Origin of the sequence: Streptomyces sp. NPDC088350, assembly GCF_044753545.1 — a bacterium.
Lineage (GTDB): Bacteria > Actinomycetota > Actinomycetes > Streptomycetales > Streptomycetaceae > Streptomyces.
Genome location: NZ_JBIVNL010000002.1, coordinates 167,399 through 183,732 on the forward strand (window position 1 = coordinate 167,399; position 16,334 = coordinate 183,732).

Sequence of the window (16,334 nt, forward strand, 5' to 3'; positions counted from 1 at the left end):
GGACGACCCGCCCGCGTACGGGCGTGTCCAGGACAGGTAGGTTCGTGGCGTGAGCGCCAAGAGAGACGAGCAGAGCACCCAGCACGACAAGCTGCCCATCCGGATGCTGCACGACCGTGTGCTCGTGCGGCAGGACAAGAGCGAGGGCGAGCGGCGTTCGGGCGGCGGGATCCTGATTCCCGCGACGGCGGCGGTGGGGCGCCGGCTGGCCTGGGCCGACGTGGTTGCGGTGGGGCAGAACGTGCGGACCGTGGAGCCCGGCGACCGGGTCCTCTACGACCCGGAGGACCGCGCCGAGGTCGAGGTGCGGGGGACCGCCTACGTCCTCATGCGTGAGCGCGATCTGCACGCGGTGGCCGCCGACCGGTTCGAGGGGTCCGAGGACTCGACGGGTCTGTACCTGTAGGACGAAGCGTCAAGTAGCACTTACGAAGCCTCAAAGGGGCTGGTGACCATGGTCACCAGCCCCTTTTTTTCCGTGTATCCCGGTCACTCCTTCTTTCGTGCCGTGCTCTGCGGGCCCGCCGTCGTCCCCGCGGTCGTCGTGCCGCCGGTGGTGCCGTCGGTCGTGGTTCCTGTGGTGCCGCCGGTCGTCGTCGTGCCGTCCGTGGTCGTGCCCGTGGTGCCGCCGGTCGTCGTGGTTCCGCCGGTCGTCGTGGTGGTGCCCGTCGTGCCGCCGGTCGTCGTGGTGCCCGTGGTGCCGCCGGTCGTGGTCGTGGTGCCGCCGGTGGTGGTCGTACCGCCGCCCGTCTGGCCGCCCTGTGTCTGGCCCTGGGTGTTCGGGCCGCCGGTGGTGGTCGTGCCGCCGTTGTTCTGGCCGTTCGTCGTCGCCGGCCGGCTGGGCTGCAGGCTCGGGGGCGCCACGGTCTCCGCGCCGTCCTGGAGCTGGAGGTCGAAGTCGCTCGCCTCGGTGCCCTTGAGGGCGGACTTGGTGAACTGGGCCCAGATCTCGGCGGGCGCGCCGCCGCCGTTGACGCGGGCGAGGCCCATCGCGCCGTAGAGCGGCTCGTGGGCGGCGGTGGTCGGGTTCTGGCCCATGACGGAGACGACCGTGGCGAGGTCGGGGGTGTAGCCGGCGAACCAGGCCGCCGTGTCCTTCTCCGCCGTGCCGGTCTTGCCGGCGGCCGGGCGGTCGGCGCCCTGGGCGGCGGTCGCCGTGCCGTTGTCGACGACGCTCTGCAGGACGTTGGTCGTGGTGTCGGCGGCCTCGCGGGTCACGGCCTGGGTGGTCTTCCGGTCGGGCAGCTTGACCTCGTCCGTGCCGTCCTTGGTGATCTTCGAGATCATCGTGTACGTGTGCCGCTCACCGTGGTTGGCGAGGGTGGCGTAGGCCTCCGCCATGTCGAGGACGCTCGCGGTGGACGGGCCGAGCGCGATGGACGGGGTGGCGGTCAGGTCGGGGGTGTCGGAGGGGATGCCGAGGCCGATGGCGGTCTGCTTCACCTTGTCGGGGCCCACGTCCACCGCCATCTGCGCGTACACCGAGTTGACGGACTTGTCGGTCGCCGTACGGACGGTGATGTCGCCGTAGGAGACCTCGTCCTCGTTCTCGGGGGCGTAGGAGCCGCCGCTCCAGCCTTCCACGGGGCGCTTGTTGGTGCCGTCGTAGTAGGTGTTGGGCGTGATGGTCTGGCCGTCCTGGGTCTGGGAGCCGTTCTGGACGGCCGAGGTGAGGACGAAGGGCTTGAAGGTGGAGCCGACCTGGAAGTCGCCGCGGGTGGCGCCGTTCGTGTACTGCTTGACGTAGTCGATGCCGCCGTACATCGCGACGATCTGGCCGGTCTTGGGGTCGACCGAGGCGCCGCCCGCGCGGACGTAGTTGTCGACCTTGCGGTTCTTCTTGTCGAGCTTGGACATCACCTGGTCGTTGACCGCCTTCACGAAGGCGTCCTGCTTGCTCTTCTGCAGGGTGGTGGTGATGCGGTAGCCGCCGGCTTCGAGGGTGTCCGCGTCGATGATCTTGTTGGTGGCGAGGTAGTCCTTGATCGCGCCGACGATGTAGCCGCGCTGCCCGGACATGCTCGTCGAGGCCGTGGCCTCCTTCGGCATCGGGAACTTCATGCCGGCGCGCGCCGCCTGGGTGAGCCAGCCCTTCTTGACCATGCCGTCGAGGACGTAGTTCCACCGGGCCACCGCGGCGGACTTGTTCTCCGGGTGCGCCACGACGTCGTACTCGCTCGGCGCGTTCAGCAGCGCGGCGAGGTAGGCGCCGCGGCCGGCGTCGAGCTGGGTGGCGTCCTTGCCGTAGTAGGCCTGGGCGGCGGCCTGGATGCCGTAGGCGTTGCGGCCGAAGTAGCTGGTGTTGAGGTAGCCCTCCAGGATCTCGGACTTGGACTCCGTGCGGTCCAGCTTGATCGAGATGAAGAACTCCTTCACCTTGCGGGTGACGGTCTGTTCCTGGCCCAGGTAGTAGTTCTTGACGTACTGCTGGGTGATCGTGGAGCCGGACTGGGTGCCCTTGCCGGTGGCGGTGTTCCACCCGGCGCGGACCATCGCCTTGGGGTCGACGGCGGACTCGGAGTAGAAGTCGCGGTCCTCGGCGGCCAGTACGGCGTGCTGGGCGTTCGAGGAGACCTGGTCGAGGCCGACGTTCTCCCGGTTGACCTCGCCGTCGCGGGCGAGCTGGGAGCCGTCCGCGTAGAGGTACACGTTGGACTGCTTGGTGGCGAGCGCGTTGGCGGGCGGGATCTTGACCATCGAGTAGCCGAGGTAGAACGCGCCGATCAGCAGCGCCACGAGCGTGACGACCCCGGCGAGCGTCATGCGCCAGGTCGGGATGATCCTGCGCCACCCGGTGCGCTTGGGCCGCTTGGGCTTCTTGCCGCTGGGCGCCTCGGGTGCGGCGGCCGCTTCCGGCTCTCTCGGTGCCCAGCCCTGGTTCGGCTGCTGCGGCTGCGGCTGGTCGCTCATGTCGTGCACGGACTCCTGTTTCGCGTCGTACGGTCGCGTACGCCCTCGCGTACGTTCCTGTACGGCCATGTGCGCTTCTGCGCCCCCAGACGAAGACTCTCGCACCATGCGTTCCGTTCCCGCCGATCGGCACGCACTTGCCCGGAAAATGCGTGGCGTGCGTCACCACCTGCGGACTAGGCTCCTGCGCTTCGGTGTCAAGAGGTGGCGGAGGGTGGTTTCTGTGGGCGCTGGGCGGTTGTACGCGGCCGTCGCGGCGGCGGGTTTCAGACGGTACGCGACGTATCGGGCGGCGACGCTCGCGGGGGTGTTCACCAACACCGTGTTCGGTGTGGTCCTCGTCTACACGTATCTGGCGCTGTGGGACGAGCGGCCGCATCTCGGGGGGTACGACCAGGCGCAGGCGGTGACCTATGTGTGGCTGGGGCAGTGTCTGTACGCGACGCTGGCGATCCAGGGCGGCGGGTTCGAGAAGGACCTGATGGAGCGGATCCGCACGGGCGACATCGCCGTCGACCTGTACCGGCCGGCCGATCTCCAACTGTGGTGGCTGGCAAGCGACTTCGGGCGGGCGCTGTTCCAGATGGTGGGGCGGGGCGTGATCCCGTTCCTCTTCGGCTCGCTGTTCTTCCCGATGGCGCTGCCCACGGACGTCACCTCCTGGGCGGCCCTCCTGGTCGCGCTGCTGCTGGCGGTGCTGGTCAGTTTCGGCATCCGCTATCTGGCGGCGATGAGCGTGTTCTGGCTGATGGACGGCACGGGCGTCAACCAGGCCATGATGATCCTGGGGATCTTCTGCTCGGGCATGGTGCTCCCGCTGAACGCGTTCCCCGGCGCGCTCGGCGACATCGTGCGCGCGCTGCCGTGGGCGGCGCAGATCCAGGTGCCGGCGGACGTGCTGATGGGGAAGACCGATCCGCTCCCCGCGTACGCCTTCCAGGCGGTGTGGGCGGTGGCGCTGCTCGCGGCGGGGCGGCTGACGCAGTCGGCGGCGACACGGAGGGTGGTGGTGCAGGGTGGCTGAGACGACCCGAAGGAGTGAGGAGACGTCGCGTCGCGGCGGGGAGCCACCTCACCGGCACGTGGACACCGGGGAGTTGCCGCGCTGGCGCGAGGGCCTGCGCGCCTACCGCATGATCGCCGCGATGTGGATCCGGTCGAGCATGGCCTACCGCACGTCCTTCGTCATCACCGTGGTCGGCAACCTCCTGGTGACCGGCCTGGACTTCGTCACGATCCTGCTGATGTTCTCGCAGGTCCACTCGCTGGGCGGCTGGTCACTGCCCGAAGTCGCCTTCCTGTACGGCCTGTCGGCGACCGCGTTCGGCATCTCCGACCTGGTGCTCGGCTCGATGGACGTGCTCGGCGCCCGCATCCGCGACGGCTCCTTCGACACCCTGCTCGTCCGCCCGGCACCGGTGCTGGCCCAGATCGGCGCGGACCGGTTCGCGCTGCGCCGCCTGGGCCGGATCACCCAGGGCGGCCTGGTGCTGGGCTACGCGCTGCTCCACGTCGACGTCAACTGGACTTTCGGCAAAGTGCTGTTGGTGCCGGTGATGCTGGTCTGCGGTGCGGTGATCTTCGGGGCGCTGTTCGTGGCGGGCGCGGCCTTCCAGATCCTGGCGCAGGACGCGGCCGAGGTGCAGAACGCGTTCACCTACGGCGGCAACACCCTGCTGTCGTATCCGCCGGTCGTGTTCGGCAAGGACTTCGTGCGGGGCGTGACCTTCATGCTGCCGCTCGCCTTCGTCAACTGGGTGCCGGCGTCCTATGTGTTGGGGCGGCCGTACCCGCTGGATCTGCCGCCGGGCGCGGAGTTCGCCTCGCCGCTGGTGGCGCTCGCCTGCTGCGCGCTGGCCGGGCTGGCCTGGCGCGCCGGGCTCAAGTCGTACCGAAGTACTGGGAGTTGAGGGTGACAGAGCAGGCGTTCATCGAGCTGGACCGCGTCGAGAAGGTCTTCGACGTGCGCAAGAAGACCGGGTTCATGAAACGGGAGCGGCGGCAGGTGCGCGCCGTCGACTCGATCTCCTTCGGTGTGGCGCGCGGTGAGATGGTCGGCTACATCGGTCCGAACGGCGCCGGGAAGTCGACCACCATCAAGATGCTCACCGGCATCCTCACCCCGTCCGGGGGCCGGCTGCGGGTGGCCGGCATCGACCCGTCCCGCGAGCGCACCCGGCTCGCGCACCGCATCGGCGTGGTGTTCGGGCAGCGCACGACCCTGTGGTGGGACCTCCCGCTGATCGACTCGTACAAGCTGATGCACCGCATGTACCGCATCCCCGACGCCCGTTACGCCGAGAACCTCGACCGCTGTGTCGAACTCCTCGAACTGGGCGCCCTGTTGGACGTCCCCGTACGTCAGCTCTCCCTGGGCCAGCGGATGCGCGGCGACATCGCGGCGGCCCTGCTGCACGACCCCGAGGTGCTCTACCTCGACGAGCCGACCATCGGCCTGGACGTCATCTCCAAGGCCAAAGTACGGGAGTTCCTGCGGGAGTTGAACGCCGAGCGCGGTACCACGGTCCTCCTCACCACCCATGACCTCCAGGACATCGAGCAGTTGTGCTCCCGTGTGATGGTCATCGACCACGGGCGCCTGATGTACGACGGCCCGCTCACCGGGCTGCACGAGGCGGGGGAGAGCGAGCGGACCCTGGTGGTGGACCTGGAACGGGAGTTGCCGCCGATCGAGGTGCCGGACGCGCGGGTGGTGAGGGTGGAGGGGCCGCGCCAGTGGCTGGCGTTCCCGGCGTCGGAGTCGGCGGCGCCGCTGGTCGCGCGGATCGCGGCGGAGTACCCGATGGTGGACCTGTCGGTACGCGAGCCGGACATCGAGGCGGTCATCGCGAAGATGTACGCCGAGCAGGCGGAGAAAGCGGCCTCCTAGCCGCTCGCGGTTCTTCGCGGTTCTTCGCGGCTCTTCATGGCTCTTCGTGAAGTGACCCTCATGGCCCTGCGCGGAGCGACCTCGTAGGCTGCTCCGTATGACCGACGACGCAGTCCCGGAGCTCCGCGCATCCGACGCCGACCGTGAGCGAGTCGCCGAGGTCCTGCGCGACGCCCTCGCGGAGGGCCGCCTCGACATGGAGGAGTTCGAGGAGCGGCTGGAGGCGACGTACAGCGCGCGGACGTACGGCGAACTGACGCCCATCACCCGCGACCTGCCGGCCGCCGGCGTGACCCCGCCGCCGGTGAACATGGTCAAGGAGCCGGTGGGCAGCGGGAGTTGGGCCGGGCGGATCGTCGGCGGCGAGGGGTCCTCGACCGGCGCGGTGGCCATCATGTCCGGGTTCCAGCGCAAGGGCCGCTGGACGGTCCCGAAGCGGTTCACCGGCTTCGCCTTCTGGGGCGGCGGCGAGATCGACCTGCGCGAGGCGAACTTCGCGGACCGCGAGGTCGAGATCAACTGCATCGCGATCATGGGCGGTGTGCAGGTCGTCGTGCCGCCGGGCGTCGAGGTCGTCGTCCGGGGCATCGGCGTCATGGGCGGCTTCGACCACAGCCAGGAAGGCGTGCCGGGCGACCCGGGCGCCCCGCGCGTGATCGTCAAGGGCTTCGCCTTCTGGGGCGGGGTCGGCGTGGAACGCAAGGTCACCCGGGCGGAACGGCAGCGCCTCAAGGAGGAGCGGCGCCAGGAGAAACTGGAGCGCGGCTCCTCGGCGAAGGAGCTCTACGGCTCCCGCCACGACGCCCTGTCCGACCTGGACGACGCCCATCGCGACGCCATGGACATCCACCGCGACGCCATGGACATCCACCGCGAGGCGACACGCCGTCGGCACGAGGAGCGCAGGGAACGGCACGAGGAGCGGCGCGAGCGGCACCGGGAGCGGCGGGAGCGGCGACACCGGGACTGGGACTGAGGGTTTGCGGTCGGCGGCTGCTCACAGCTCCGCCGGAAAACAGCTGGGCCGGATGACAGCTCCGCCGGATCACAGCTGGGCCGGAACCGCGCCCTTGAGGTCCGCCAGGTCGATGGTGTGCGCCATCGTCCGGTACCCCCGGTCGTTGGGGTGGAGGTGGTCGCCGCAGTCGTACTCGGGGGCCAGCCTGCGCGGGTCGTACGGGTCGCGCAGGGCCTTGTCCATGTCGACGACGGCGTCGTAGACCGTGCCGCTCCTGATCCCCGCGTTGATCTCCTGGCGTACGGCGTCCCGGGCCGCCGAGTAGCGGGGGTGGCCGCCGAAGGGCATCAGGGTGGCGCCGACGACCTTGATGCCGTGGGCGTGGGCCCGGCGGACCAGGGTGCGCAGGCCGGCGAGGACGCGGTCGGCGTCGGCGCTGTGCAGGACGTCGTTGACACCGAGGTCGATGACGACGACCTTGACGTTCGGGCGGCCGAGGACGTCACGGGTGAAGCGGACGAGGCCGCTCTGGTTCTCGGCGGGGCGGCCCGACCGGCTCGCGAGGGTCTGGTTGCCGCTGATGCCCTCGTTGACGACGCTGTAGCGGGGCACGCCCTGCCCGGCGGTCACGGCCGCCCGCAGCCGTTGCGAAAAGGCGTCCGGCCAGCGGCGGTTGGCGCTCTCCGTCGAGGTGGACCCGTCGGTGATCGAGTCGCCGAACGCGACGACCGTGCCGTCCGCCTGGTCGCTCAGGACGTCCAGTGCGGTCAAGTAGCGCCAGATCGCGGTGCGTTGGCGGTACGGCGTGCCGGTGGCGTCCTCGGTGCGGTCGCCGTCGGCGAGGTAGGAGATCTGCCGTGCGTACGGGTGGTAGGTGGCCGGTCCCGACGCGGTGGGGGAGTAGGTGGTCACCAACATGTCGGCGCCCTGCGGGACTTGGAGGCGGACGGCGTCGCTGAGCACCTGCTTCCCGGCCGGGATCGTGACGGAGGTCGCGCCGCCGAAGGTCAGCCGGCGCATGGTGCCCTCGGCCGCGGCCGAGCTGTTGTCGGCGGCGGCGACGGCGATCGAGGCGTGGGTGAGGGTGAGCGGGGTTTGGCCGTAGAGGTTGGACAGGGTGATCCGGGCGGCCGTGCCGCCGGCGCTCGTGCGGACGATGTTGCGCACCGAGCGGCCCGCCATGCCGGTCTCCTCCGTGCCGTCCTCGCCGGCCACCGGGGCGGCGGCCCAGGAGTCGACCCAGGTACCGGCGGAGGCGGGGGCGGCGGAGTTGTGCGGGGAGCGTGCTCCGGAGGAGTTCCTCCCGTCGTCGCCGCCGCTTCCGTCGCCCGCGGCGGCCCCGACGTAGATGCAGGCGGAAAGGACCGCGATCAGGGTGATGATCGCGGTCAGCAGGGCACGCTGCTTGGCAGGGGACGCCCCCGTGCCCCCGGCGGGTCGCTCGGTCACGCGGTACGGATCTCCTCGGGTGAGTGGCAGGGCCCTGCCATTTTGCCCGTTCGGGTGACGGCGGGAACTCCTGTTCCGTTCCGGGAGTCGGTCAGGAAGGGACAATATGCACGGTACCGGCGAACGGGTGGAGCGGATGGATCGGACAGCAGCGGGGGCGGGGACCGAGAGTGACGGGTCCCGTCGCACGATGACCACGTTCAGCGCGGCCGACGAGGAGAGACAGCGCGGCGTCCGCCGGATGAAACTGACGGCACTGGCCCTGTTGCTCTTCGTGGCGGTTGTGTACGTCCTCGCGAAGTGGGCGTCGCACTCGGGCGCCGGCCCCTGGGCGGGCTATGTCGCCGCGGCGGCCGAGGCCGGCATGGTCGGCGCGATGGCCGACTGGTTCGCGGTCACGGCCCTCTTCCGCCGCCCGCTCGGCCTGCCCATCCCGCACACCGCGATCATCCCCACCAAGAAGGACCAACTGGGCGTCTCGCTCGGCGAGTTCGTCGGCGAGAACTTCCTCTCCGAGGAGGTCGTACGGCAACGTCTGCGCGCGGTCGGCATCGGCAGCCGCCTCGGCGCCTGGCTGGCCGTACCGGACCACGCGGACCGGGTGACGGCCGAGCTGTCGGCGGCTCTGCGGGGCGCCCTCACGGTGCTGCGGGACTCCGACGTCCAGGCGGTCGTCGGCGAGGCGATCACCCGCCGTGCCGACGCCCAGGAGATCGCGCCCGGCATAGGGAAGACGCTCGAGAAGATCGTCGCCGACGGCGGTCACAAGCGGGTCGTCGACCTGATCGTCGCCCGCGCGCACGACTGGCTGGTCCTGCACGACGAGCAGGTCATGGACGCGGTCGAGGGCGGCGCGCCCGGCTGGACCCCGAGGTTCGTCGACAAGCGGATCGGCGAGCGCGTCTACAAGGAGCTGCTCCGCTTCGTCACCGAGATGCGCGACATGCCCTCCCACCCGGCCCGCGGCGCCCTGGACCGCTTCCTCGCCGACTTCGCCGCCGACCTCCAGTCCGACACGGAGACCCGCGCGCGCGTGGAGCGCCTCAAGGGCGAGGTCCTGGGCCGCGGCGAGGTCCAGGACCTGATCGCCAGCGCCTGGACGTCCGTACGCTCGATGATCGTGTCGGCCGCCGAGGACGAACGCAGTGAGCTACGGCTGCGGGTGCGGGCCTCGCTGCTGTCGCTGGGCGCGCGGATGGCCGTCGAACCGAAGCTCCAGGCGAAGGTCGACGGCTGGGTCGAGGGCGCGGCGGTGTACGTGGTCACGACGTACCGCAAGGAGATCACCTCCCTCATCACGGACACGGTGGCCGGCTGGGACGCGGAGCACACGACCCGGAAGATCGAGGCGAACATCGGCCGTGACCTGCAGTTCATCCGGATCAACGGCACGGTGGTGGGGTCGTTGGCGGGGTTGTTGATCTATACGGTGTCGCGGGTGGTGGGGGTGTAGGGCGAGTTCTTCGGTGAGGTTTCCGGTGGGGTTTCCGGTGAGGTTTCCGATGGGGTCCTCGGCGGGGGCTTCGGGTTGAGGCTGGGTATCTGAGTACGCGTACTCTGTCGCGCCCCTGCTGGTGCGGGAACCCTCGTACACATGACCGAGAAGTTGCTGAGCCCCCTGCGGACGCGCCCCTGGCCGGAGCGCTGGCTGACCCGCGTGCTCGGTGCCGGGGTCGCGACGGCGGCGTACGTGGTGTGTGTCCCGTCGGGGACGGTGCCCGCGTCGGAGGACGCGCCCGGTGGTGGGGTGCCGCTCGCGGTGATCCTGGTGTGCCTGGCGGGCTACTTCGGCCGGCGGGACGACCTGGCCTGGCCGTTGCTGCTGGTGGCGGTGCCGCCGGCGGTGCTGATGTACATGTCGTTCGAGTCGGCACAGCCACTGGAGTGGGCCTTCGCGACGCTGGTGATCGCGGCGGGGGCGCTGGTCGCGGCGACGGTGGGACGCTGCTTCAGGCCCCGCCGGGAGGACCCGACGGACGGCTTGCTGTGCGCCGCCCACCGATCGTGAGGAGCCGTACCCGATGACCGTCCGGGGGAGTGCCGGGGGGTGGTGAGTGCGTCACCCGGCCACCGGCGCGGGGTGAGTCGGACGCCCTCGCGACCGACGGAGTCACGCGTGCCGGTCGGCGACCGCCCAGGACGCGAGGGCGACGGCGCCGGCGACACCGAGGACGGCGGGCCAGGCGCCCACCTTCTTGGCCAGCGGGTGGGACCCGGCGAAGGCGGCGACGTACGCGGCGGTGAGGGCCCCGGCGGCCTTCCCGCCCGCCTGCTGCCGCCACTGCTGCGCGGCGGCGGCCCCGGCCACGGCCAGTACGACCCCGCCGAGCTGCCGCTTCCTGGTCCAGCGGGCCACGCCGTACCCACCGACGAGCCCGCTCGCGGCGACCACCGCGCTGGGAACGCTCGGGACCTTGGCCATGACGTGCCTCCTGTCTTTTGAGTATCCGTACTCATGCGCGGGATGCGCCCTGCGGCGCAGGCTGATGCCATGACCGCCCTGCGGATCCACCGAGTGCACGTGTCCGTCCCGCGCGCCACGGACACTACTGCCGCCGCCCTGTTGGCTCTCACCGAGGGCTTCCTTCTGTTCCTCCACTGGTTCGACTACGCGATGTCCGGCTTCAGCGGCGACCCCGGGGAAGTCGCCCGCGCGAGCCTGACCCTCGCCCACTGGGGCTTCGGCCTCGCCCTCGGAGCCGCGCTCTGCGCGGCGACCGCGTCTCTGCTCGGCCTGCGCCGTACTGCCTGGGTCCAGGCAGCGGCGGCGGTGGTTCTCCTGCTGGTGGCAGGGGCGCATCTCTGACTGGCCTGCGGGTGGCGGAAGGCGGTCGCCTCCGGCCGGGCCGGTGGACGAGAGCGGGTGCGGACCCGAGACGCCGTTCCGGGGCCGCACCCGCTCTGTTCCGCCTGTTGTTCTGTATGTTCCGCCCGTTTCGTCTGTTCTGTGGGACGTCAGCGCCTCACGAGGACAGCCACTCCGTGGCGTTGAGGGCGAGGGCGGCGTTGGTGGCGCCGGTGTCGTTCCAGCCGTCGTAGAGCGTGTTGCCGGACTGGCCGGTGCCGTCGTCGATCGGCGAACTGTCGCCCCAGAACGCGACCTTGCCGCTGCCGTAGGTGCTGGTCAGGAAGAACGCGCCGGTGTTGCCCGAGTAACCGCTGCGGTAGACAAGGCCCTTGACGGCGGAGTTGTCGGCGGGCGTGAGGGTGGCCGTCGTGCCGTTGGCGATCAGGCTCTTGGTGACGGTGCCGAAGGAGCCGTGCAGTACGGGGTCGCTGCTGTCGGTGATCGCCTTCGGGTAGCCCGAGCTGATGTTGAGCGAGTCGATCGAGAACCCGAACGGGTCGGCGCTGTCCACGCTGTTGTTGGTCATCAGGTCGTTGAGGATCTCGACCGCGTCGTAGCCGTCGTTGTTGCGGTCGGCGCCGGTGTGGTCGGAGATCATGAACAGCCCGCCGCCGTTCTGGACGAACTTCATGATGGCCGTCTTCTCGGCGGTCGTGAACTTGGTGTTCGGCTCGGGCAGCACGAGCGTGTCGAAGTTCGACAGGTCGTTCGCCGACGAACCCCCGTAGGTCAGCGCGCTGGTGGCGGTCTTGAGGCTGTAGTCGCCGGTCTTCTGCAGCGCGATGCCCCACGATGACAGCGCCCCGGTCCAGTCCTTGTCGGAGGACGGCGAGGAGTTCTGGGCCAGCGGGTCGGGTTTGCTCGTGGAGATGATCCAGTCGGCGTTGCCCGCCTCCTCGGCGTGCCCGTCGTCGAACAGGACGCGGTGCGTGGTGGCCGCGGCGGCGGGGGTGACGGTGGACGCCTGCACGGCGGCGCCGGCGGCGAGCAGACCGAGCACGGTGAGGGCGGTGGTGAGTTTACGGCGTGACGTGGACTTGACAAGGCTGAGCATCCGGTGAACCTCCGTGAGTGGGGGATTCCATGAGTGGGGGGTGGAGTGAACAGGGGGTGCGGGTGCGGGTGTGTACACGTGTCGATGTGCTGATTGTGGTGAATCTTCGGGTGAATCTTCGCGCGTAGAACGGCAGTTGAAAGATCACCGGTCGACACAAGGGAGGACGGTACACATGGGATCGGGAACGGCGGGAGGGCCTCCCGGCGGTTCACGTAGATCTCTTACTCGGCGGTGCGGGCGGGAGGAAACGGCGCGGTGCCGGGCGCAGTGACGCATGGCGGCCCGGCACCGGATCGTGAACGCGGGGCGTTACCGGACTGCTTACCTGACGTCGACGAAGTCGCCGGGCGCTGTCGCCGCGGCGGTGGTCGCGGTGCCGGCGAAGACGTAACGGTAGTAACCGTCCACCGTGGCCTTGGTGGTGGTCGTCAGGACGCCGGTGCTGTTGGTCTTGACCGTCTTGAGGGTGGTGTAGGTGCTGCTGCCCTTCTTGCGGAACTGCAGCTTCGCGGGCTGGGACGCGTAACCCGCGTACTTGCCCGTCGACCAGTTCGCGCGGGCCAGCTTGCCCGTGACCGTGATGGTCTTCCCCTTCTTGACCGGCTCGGGCGTCGCGTCGGCGGTCAGCGTGGAGGCCTTCTTGATCGAGGCGGTGGCGACGTCGTCGTTGTAACTGGCGTTCGCGTACAGGTCCCAGGCCCCCAGGAACAGCTTCCAGGTCCCGGCCACCCCGTTGTCCTTCATGTCGGTGGCGGGGTGGATGTTGAAGACGGCCTTGCAGGTGTACGTGCCCTGGGTCGCCGTCTCCGTGCAGTTGGGGTCGTCGTCCGTCCCCAGCCCACCGGTGATCCCGTCCGTGGTCGAACTGTCCGTGCCCTGCCACAGGAACGCCTCGGTGAGCGCGACACCGTTCTGGTCGGTGGCGGTGTACGTGACGGTGACGGTCTTCGTGCCGGTGGTACCGAGGACGATGTCCTTGCCGCCGTTGATGACCGCGTGCGAGAACTTGGTGTTGCCGAGCGAGTCTCTCGGCTGAACGGCCTTCGCGGCGAAGGACGTTATCTCCGCCGCCGCCCCTGTACGCTCCGCCGCCTGGGCGGCCACCGGAAGCGCGAGCACGGACAGGACGACGGCACCGGACACGGCAGCAGCCGCAACGCGTATACGCATGAAACCCCCACAGGAACCTGAGAGGCCCGCCCAAGTCTCCCCTTGGCCGGGCCTGTTGATCTCCGCATCATATGAACCCAGGTCGGAAATGGTGAAGATCTCTTGTGCAATAAGTGCGTAACGGGCAGTGGGGTTCGGGGAGTTGGTAGCCGCCCCCCTGTCGCCGGCGCCGCTGCCGATCAGTCGTTGCTCCAGAAGGCAAGGGCCTTGCCGATCAGACTCCTTGCCGAGTCGCCGTAGTGCGCCGCGCCGCCGAGGGCATCGAACGCCTTGTGGTGAAGGGCCAGTTCACCGGCATCGGTGATGTCCACGCCGCAGGACACGAGTTCGTAGTCGACGCGGTCCTCACGCATGTTGAACCCGGGCATGGGCACGATGCCGAAGTCGGCGGTGGCAGGGAGGATCCCGAGTTCGAGCGAGGGGAGGTCGATCTCGCGGAGGAGCCGCTCCAGTTGCTCGCGCATGACCTGACCGCCCCCCACGTTCGTGTACAGGGCCTGTTCCCCGAGGACCACGTCATAGCGATGCTCACCGTCGTACAGCACCTGCTGTCGCTCCATGCGCTTGGCCACTCCCGCCGCCACGTCGTCCGGAACTCCGAGGAAGTCGACGACGCGACGCAGGATCACGGTCGCGTACGCCTCGGTCTGGAGCGTGCCCCAGATCATGTGGGGGACGTATGCCTTGCCGTGCCGAGTCCGCTGATACCAGCCGATCACCTCGTTCTGGATGTCTTCCGTGCCGGTGGAGAGGCGTTGTTGCCATGGGATCGACCTGGTCACTGCACGTTCCCTTCGGTTGCTGACGGTGAACGAGCCGGGCTCGACCGTACCGAGGCCAGCGACCCTCATGGTCCGCGCCCGGCCTACTCGTCGCAGTCGGAACGCTGGACGCCGCGGACGCCCTCATCAAGGCGTGGGACCTGGACCACAGCGAGGTATGGGGCATGAGCCCCTTCGGTGGCAGTACCAGCGACTCGGTGTGGGCCAGGATCGACCCCCGTGTCTTCCTCGGTGACAGCCGTCAACTCTCGCGCGTGCAGGCGGCGTTCATAGCCGCCTATCACCTCCCGAGGGCCGGCACTGTGGTTGTGGGCACTGATGAGCCCGCCCATCTGGGCGAACTCGTCGGCGCCCTGGTCGGCGAGGTCGAGGAACGAACGGTCCAGGAGTACCGGAGTCTCCTGCGGGACCGTTCACGCGATCAGCCGGTCTGAAGCTCCTTGATGACCTGTTCGGCCATACGCCGGGCGGGTTCCAGCCGAGGGTCTTCCGGATGCGCGTACGGCCCGAGGATCTTCGAGCAGGCGAACAACGTCATCACCTTGCCGTCCCGGCTCTCGAAGTCGGACCGGCGCTCGTGCCATACGCGATCGGCCAGAGCCGGGACAGCAAGGGAACTCGCCCACAGCGAGGCCGAGTCCAGCCCCAGCGGCGCGTTACCCCAGTCCTCCCAGTCGAAGAGACTGAACGCCGGAGCGGTCATGTTGGCCCAGTTCAGGTCCGCGTGGGCCGGCACCCACTGCTCGATGGTCGTATCGAAATCGTCGGAGAAAACATCGCGGATGGACTCGGTGACCCGGGCCTGGGTGATGGTGTCGGTGTCCGGTGTGGCGATCCGCCTCGTGCTCTGGGCCGCCAGCGCGTCCAATGACGCGTTCAACGCCTCCCACCAGTCATCCGGCAGCTCCGGGGCTTCGCTCAGGATGGCGTTTCCGACAGGAGCCCCTGGCAGGAGCTCGGTTTCGTCGGCTCGCCACAACACCGGCTCGTCCGTGGCCCGCCAGACGACACATCCGTGCCATTCGGGCTGGGCGATGCCCTTCAGAGGGGCGGCACTTTCCGTCCCGTTCCAGCCCTGGTTGGAGATCTTGTCGAGCAGGCGCCGCTCGATCCGCACCCATGTGTCGCGGTCTGTTCTGGCCCCCACAGATCGGCGCTTGCGCACCATCGTGCCCGGGAGCAGCCCCACTTGGAGAGACCGCTCGATGCGAGCAAGAACCTCGTCAACCGGTTGTACGCGTAGGTCGACAGCCTGACCCGTGGAGACCGAGAGCGCCATGGACGCGACCGTAGCAGTGGTGGGGCGGAGGTGCTCGACGCCTCTGGTTGTCGGCGATGACGACGCGGATACCGAGCTTGCGTAATCCCGACAGCGCCGGGCGGATGGCGTCGTACAGATCTGTCACGTCCAGGAACTCACCTTGCTCTACCGCTTCGCGGGCGCCGCATTTGGCGGTGATGTCGATGCTGGGTCGGGCGAGGCGGAAGGCGCGCCGACGGCTGCCCTGTAGCTCAACAGCACGCGGCGCTCTGGGAGTTAGTGGCAGGATCTGCCGACATGGAGTTCTCCGAGGTGGTCCGTCGCAGGCGCATGATCCGCCACTACTCCGACAAGCCGCTGACCTCGGAGGTGATCGAGCGCATCCTCACCTCCGCGCTACGAGCCCCCTCGGCCGGCTTCTCCCAGGGCTGGGCGTTCCTGGCCCTGACCGACCCGGCCGACCGCGCCCGCTTCTGGCCGTTCGTCCCCACCAGGGTCGAGAACACCCCGACGATGCAGGACGCCCCGCTGGTCGTAGTACCCCTGGCCCACAAGTCGGCGTACCTGGAGCGCTACGCCGAACCCGACAAGGGCTGGGAGGACCGCGCCGAGGCCCGCTGGCCCGCGCCGTACTGGTACATCGACACGGGAATGGCCTCCCTGCTGATGCTCCTGACCGCGGTCGACGAAGGCCTCGGCGCCTGCTTCTTCGGCATCATGCCGGAGCATCTGCAGCCGTTCCGGGCGGAGTTCGGGGTGCCGGACGAGTACGACCCGATCGGCGGGATCACGGTGGGGTACCGGGCTGAGGATGTTCCCGAGCAGAGTGGGCGGGTCGCGGAGCGGCGGCGGGGTGTGGAGGATGTCGTTCATCGGGGGCAGTGGGGGCGGCACGCTTGAGAGGAAGCCAGCCGAAGGGTCTGGGAGCGTTGCGTTGGCTCGGGTGAGAGCTGCAGGTCGGCAGGCGTAGCGTTTTCATATCATCCACCGGCAACATCAAACCTGTGGC

16 protein-coding genes and 1 pseudogene are annotated in these 16,334 nt (G+C 69.4%); 10 read left to right on the forward strand and 7 right to left on the reverse strand.

The genetic code is table 11. From position 1 onward, the window contains the following. Positions 1 to 49 precede the first annotated feature (49 nt). Positions 50 to 406 carry a GroES family chaperonin gene (locus ACIQBL_RS06020; RefSeq protein ID WP_401937325.1) on the forward strand — a complete coding sequence of 119 codons (357 nt, stop codon included), beginning with the start codon at positions 50 to 52 and terminating at the stop codon, positions 404 to 406. An 83-nt stretch (positions 407 to 489) separates the two neighbouring features. On the opposite strand, the gene ACIQBL_RS06025 is transcribed toward ACIQBL_RS06020, so the two are convergent. Next, positions 490 to 2,910: a transglycosylase domain-containing protein gene (locus tag ACIQBL_RS06025; RefSeq protein ID WP_401937327.1), complete on the reverse strand. Its 2,421-nt coding sequence runs from the start codon at positions 2,908 to 2,910 to the stop codon at positions 490 to 492. A gap of 223 nt (positions 2,911 to 3,133) precedes the next feature. Here ACIQBL_RS06025 and ACIQBL_RS06030 point away from each other — a divergent pair, with 223 nt between their 5' ends. The 4 genes from ACIQBL_RS06030 (at position 3,134) to ACIQBL_RS06045 (ending at position 6,776) form a co-directional block, all read left to right on the forward strand. After that, positions 3,134 to 3,934, forward strand: coding sequence for an ABC transporter permease (locus ACIQBL_RS06030; RefSeq protein ID WP_401938887.1), 801 nt, complete (start codon positions 3,134 to 3,136; stop codon positions 3,932 to 3,934). A gap of 109 nt (positions 3,935 to 4,043) precedes the next feature. Next, positions 4,044 to 4,820 carry an ABC transporter permease gene (locus ACIQBL_RS06035; protein ID WP_401938889.1) on the forward strand — a complete coding sequence of 259 codons (777 nt, stop codon included), beginning with the start codon at positions 4,044 to 4,046 and terminating at the stop codon, positions 4,818 to 4,820. 2 nt (positions 4,821 to 4,822) lie between these two features. After that, positions 4,823 to 5,800, forward strand: coding sequence for an ATP-binding cassette domain-containing protein (locus ACIQBL_RS06040; protein ID WP_401937329.1), 978 nt, complete (start codon positions 4,823 to 4,825; stop codon positions 5,798 to 5,800). Positions 5,801 to 5,897: 97 nt separating this feature from the next. Beyond that, positions 5,898 to 6,776, forward strand: coding sequence for a DUF1707 domain-containing protein (locus ACIQBL_RS06045; protein ID WP_401937330.1), 879 nt, complete (start codon positions 5,898 to 5,900; stop codon positions 6,774 to 6,776). A gap of 69 nt (positions 6,777 to 6,845) precedes the next feature. Here the strand turns inward: ACIQBL_RS06045 and ACIQBL_RS06050 are convergent, their stop codons facing one another. Then, the gene (locus ACIQBL_RS06050) at positions 6,846 to 8,207 is read right to left on the reverse strand and encodes an SGNH/GDSL hydrolase family protein (protein ID WP_401937333.1); all 1,362 of its coding nucleotides are present in this window, start codon (positions 8,205 to 8,207) and stop codon (positions 6,846 to 6,848) included. 106 nt (positions 8,208 to 8,313) lie between these two features. Between ACIQBL_RS06050 and ACIQBL_RS06055 the strand changes: the two genes are divergently transcribed. Both ACIQBL_RS06055 and ACIQBL_RS06060 read left to right on the forward strand, forming a co-directional pair. Continuing rightward, on the forward strand, positions 8,314 to 9,660 hold the full coding sequence (locus tag ACIQBL_RS06055; protein ID WP_401937334.1) for a DUF445 domain-containing protein: 1,347 nt from the start codon (positions 8,314 to 8,316) through the stop codon (positions 9,658 to 9,660). A 141-nt stretch (positions 9,661 to 9,801) separates the two neighbouring features. Beyond that, the gene (locus ACIQBL_RS06060) at positions 9,802 to 10,215 is read left to right on the forward strand and encodes a hypothetical protein (protein ID WP_401937336.1); all 414 of its coding nucleotides are present in this window, start codon (positions 9,802 to 9,804) and stop codon (positions 10,213 to 10,215) included. A 102-nt stretch (positions 10,216 to 10,317) separates the two neighbouring features. Here ACIQBL_RS06060 and ACIQBL_RS06065 read toward each other — a convergent pair whose 3' ends face one another. After that, positions 10,318 to 10,629 (reverse strand): hypothetical protein, encoded by a 312-nt coding sequence (locus tag ACIQBL_RS06065; RefSeq protein WP_401937337.1) that lies wholly within the window; start codon positions 10,627 to 10,629, stop codon positions 10,318 to 10,320. 69 nt (positions 10,630 to 10,698) lie between these two features. Here ACIQBL_RS06065 and ACIQBL_RS06070 point away from each other — a divergent pair, with 69 nt between their 5' ends. Continuing rightward, positions 10,699 to 11,013 (forward strand): hypothetical protein, encoded by a 315-nt coding sequence (locus tag ACIQBL_RS06070; protein WP_401937339.1) that lies wholly within the window; start codon positions 10,699 to 10,701, stop codon positions 11,011 to 11,013. Between the two features lie 163 nt (positions 11,014 to 11,176). Here ACIQBL_RS06070 and ACIQBL_RS06075 read toward each other — a convergent pair. The 3 genes and pseudogenes from ACIQBL_RS06075 to ACIQBL_RS06085 form a co-directional block, all read right to left on the reverse strand. Continuing rightward, positions 11,177 to 12,109 (reverse strand): annotated as a pseudogene (locus ACIQBL_RS06075) (hydrolase); the annotation flags it as partial. A 324-nt stretch (positions 12,110 to 12,433) separates the two neighbouring features. Further along, positions 12,434 to 13,282: a hypothetical protein gene (locus ACIQBL_RS06080; RefSeq protein WP_401937341.1), complete on the reverse strand. Its 849-nt coding sequence runs from the start codon at positions 13,280 to 13,282 to the stop codon at positions 12,434 to 12,436. A gap of 179 nt (positions 13,283 to 13,461) precedes the next feature. After that, positions 13,462 to 14,064, reverse strand: a complete 603-nt coding sequence (locus ACIQBL_RS06085; protein WP_401937343.1) for a DUF5753 domain-containing protein — start codon at positions 14,062 to 14,064, stop codon at positions 13,462 to 13,464. Positions 14,065 to 14,228: 164 nt separating this feature from the next. Here ACIQBL_RS06085 and ACIQBL_RS06090 point away from each other — a divergent pair, with 164 nt between their 5' ends. Further along, complete coding sequence (locus tag ACIQBL_RS06090; RefSeq protein ID WP_401937345.1) at positions 14,229 to 14,498, forward strand: hypothetical protein; 270 nt, start codon at positions 14,229 to 14,231, stop codon at positions 14,496 to 14,498. Here the strand turns inward: ACIQBL_RS06090 and ACIQBL_RS06095 are convergent. Beyond that, on the reverse strand, positions 14,486 to 15,343 hold the full coding sequence (locus ACIQBL_RS06095; RefSeq protein WP_401937347.1) for a hypothetical protein: 858 nt from the start codon (positions 15,341 to 15,343) through the stop codon (positions 14,486 to 14,488). The genes ACIQBL_RS06090 and ACIQBL_RS06095 overlap by 13 nt on opposite strands. Before the next feature lie 279 nt (positions 15,344 to 15,622). Here ACIQBL_RS06095 and ACIQBL_RS06100 point away from each other — a divergent pair, with 279 nt between their 5' ends. Beyond that, positions 15,623 to 16,225 carry a nitroreductase family protein gene (locus ACIQBL_RS06100; protein ID WP_401937349.1) on the forward strand — a complete coding sequence of 201 codons (603 nt, stop codon included), beginning with the start codon at positions 15,623 to 15,625 and terminating at the stop codon, positions 16,223 to 16,225. The last annotated feature ends 109 nt before the right edge of the window (positions 16,226 to 16,334 follow it).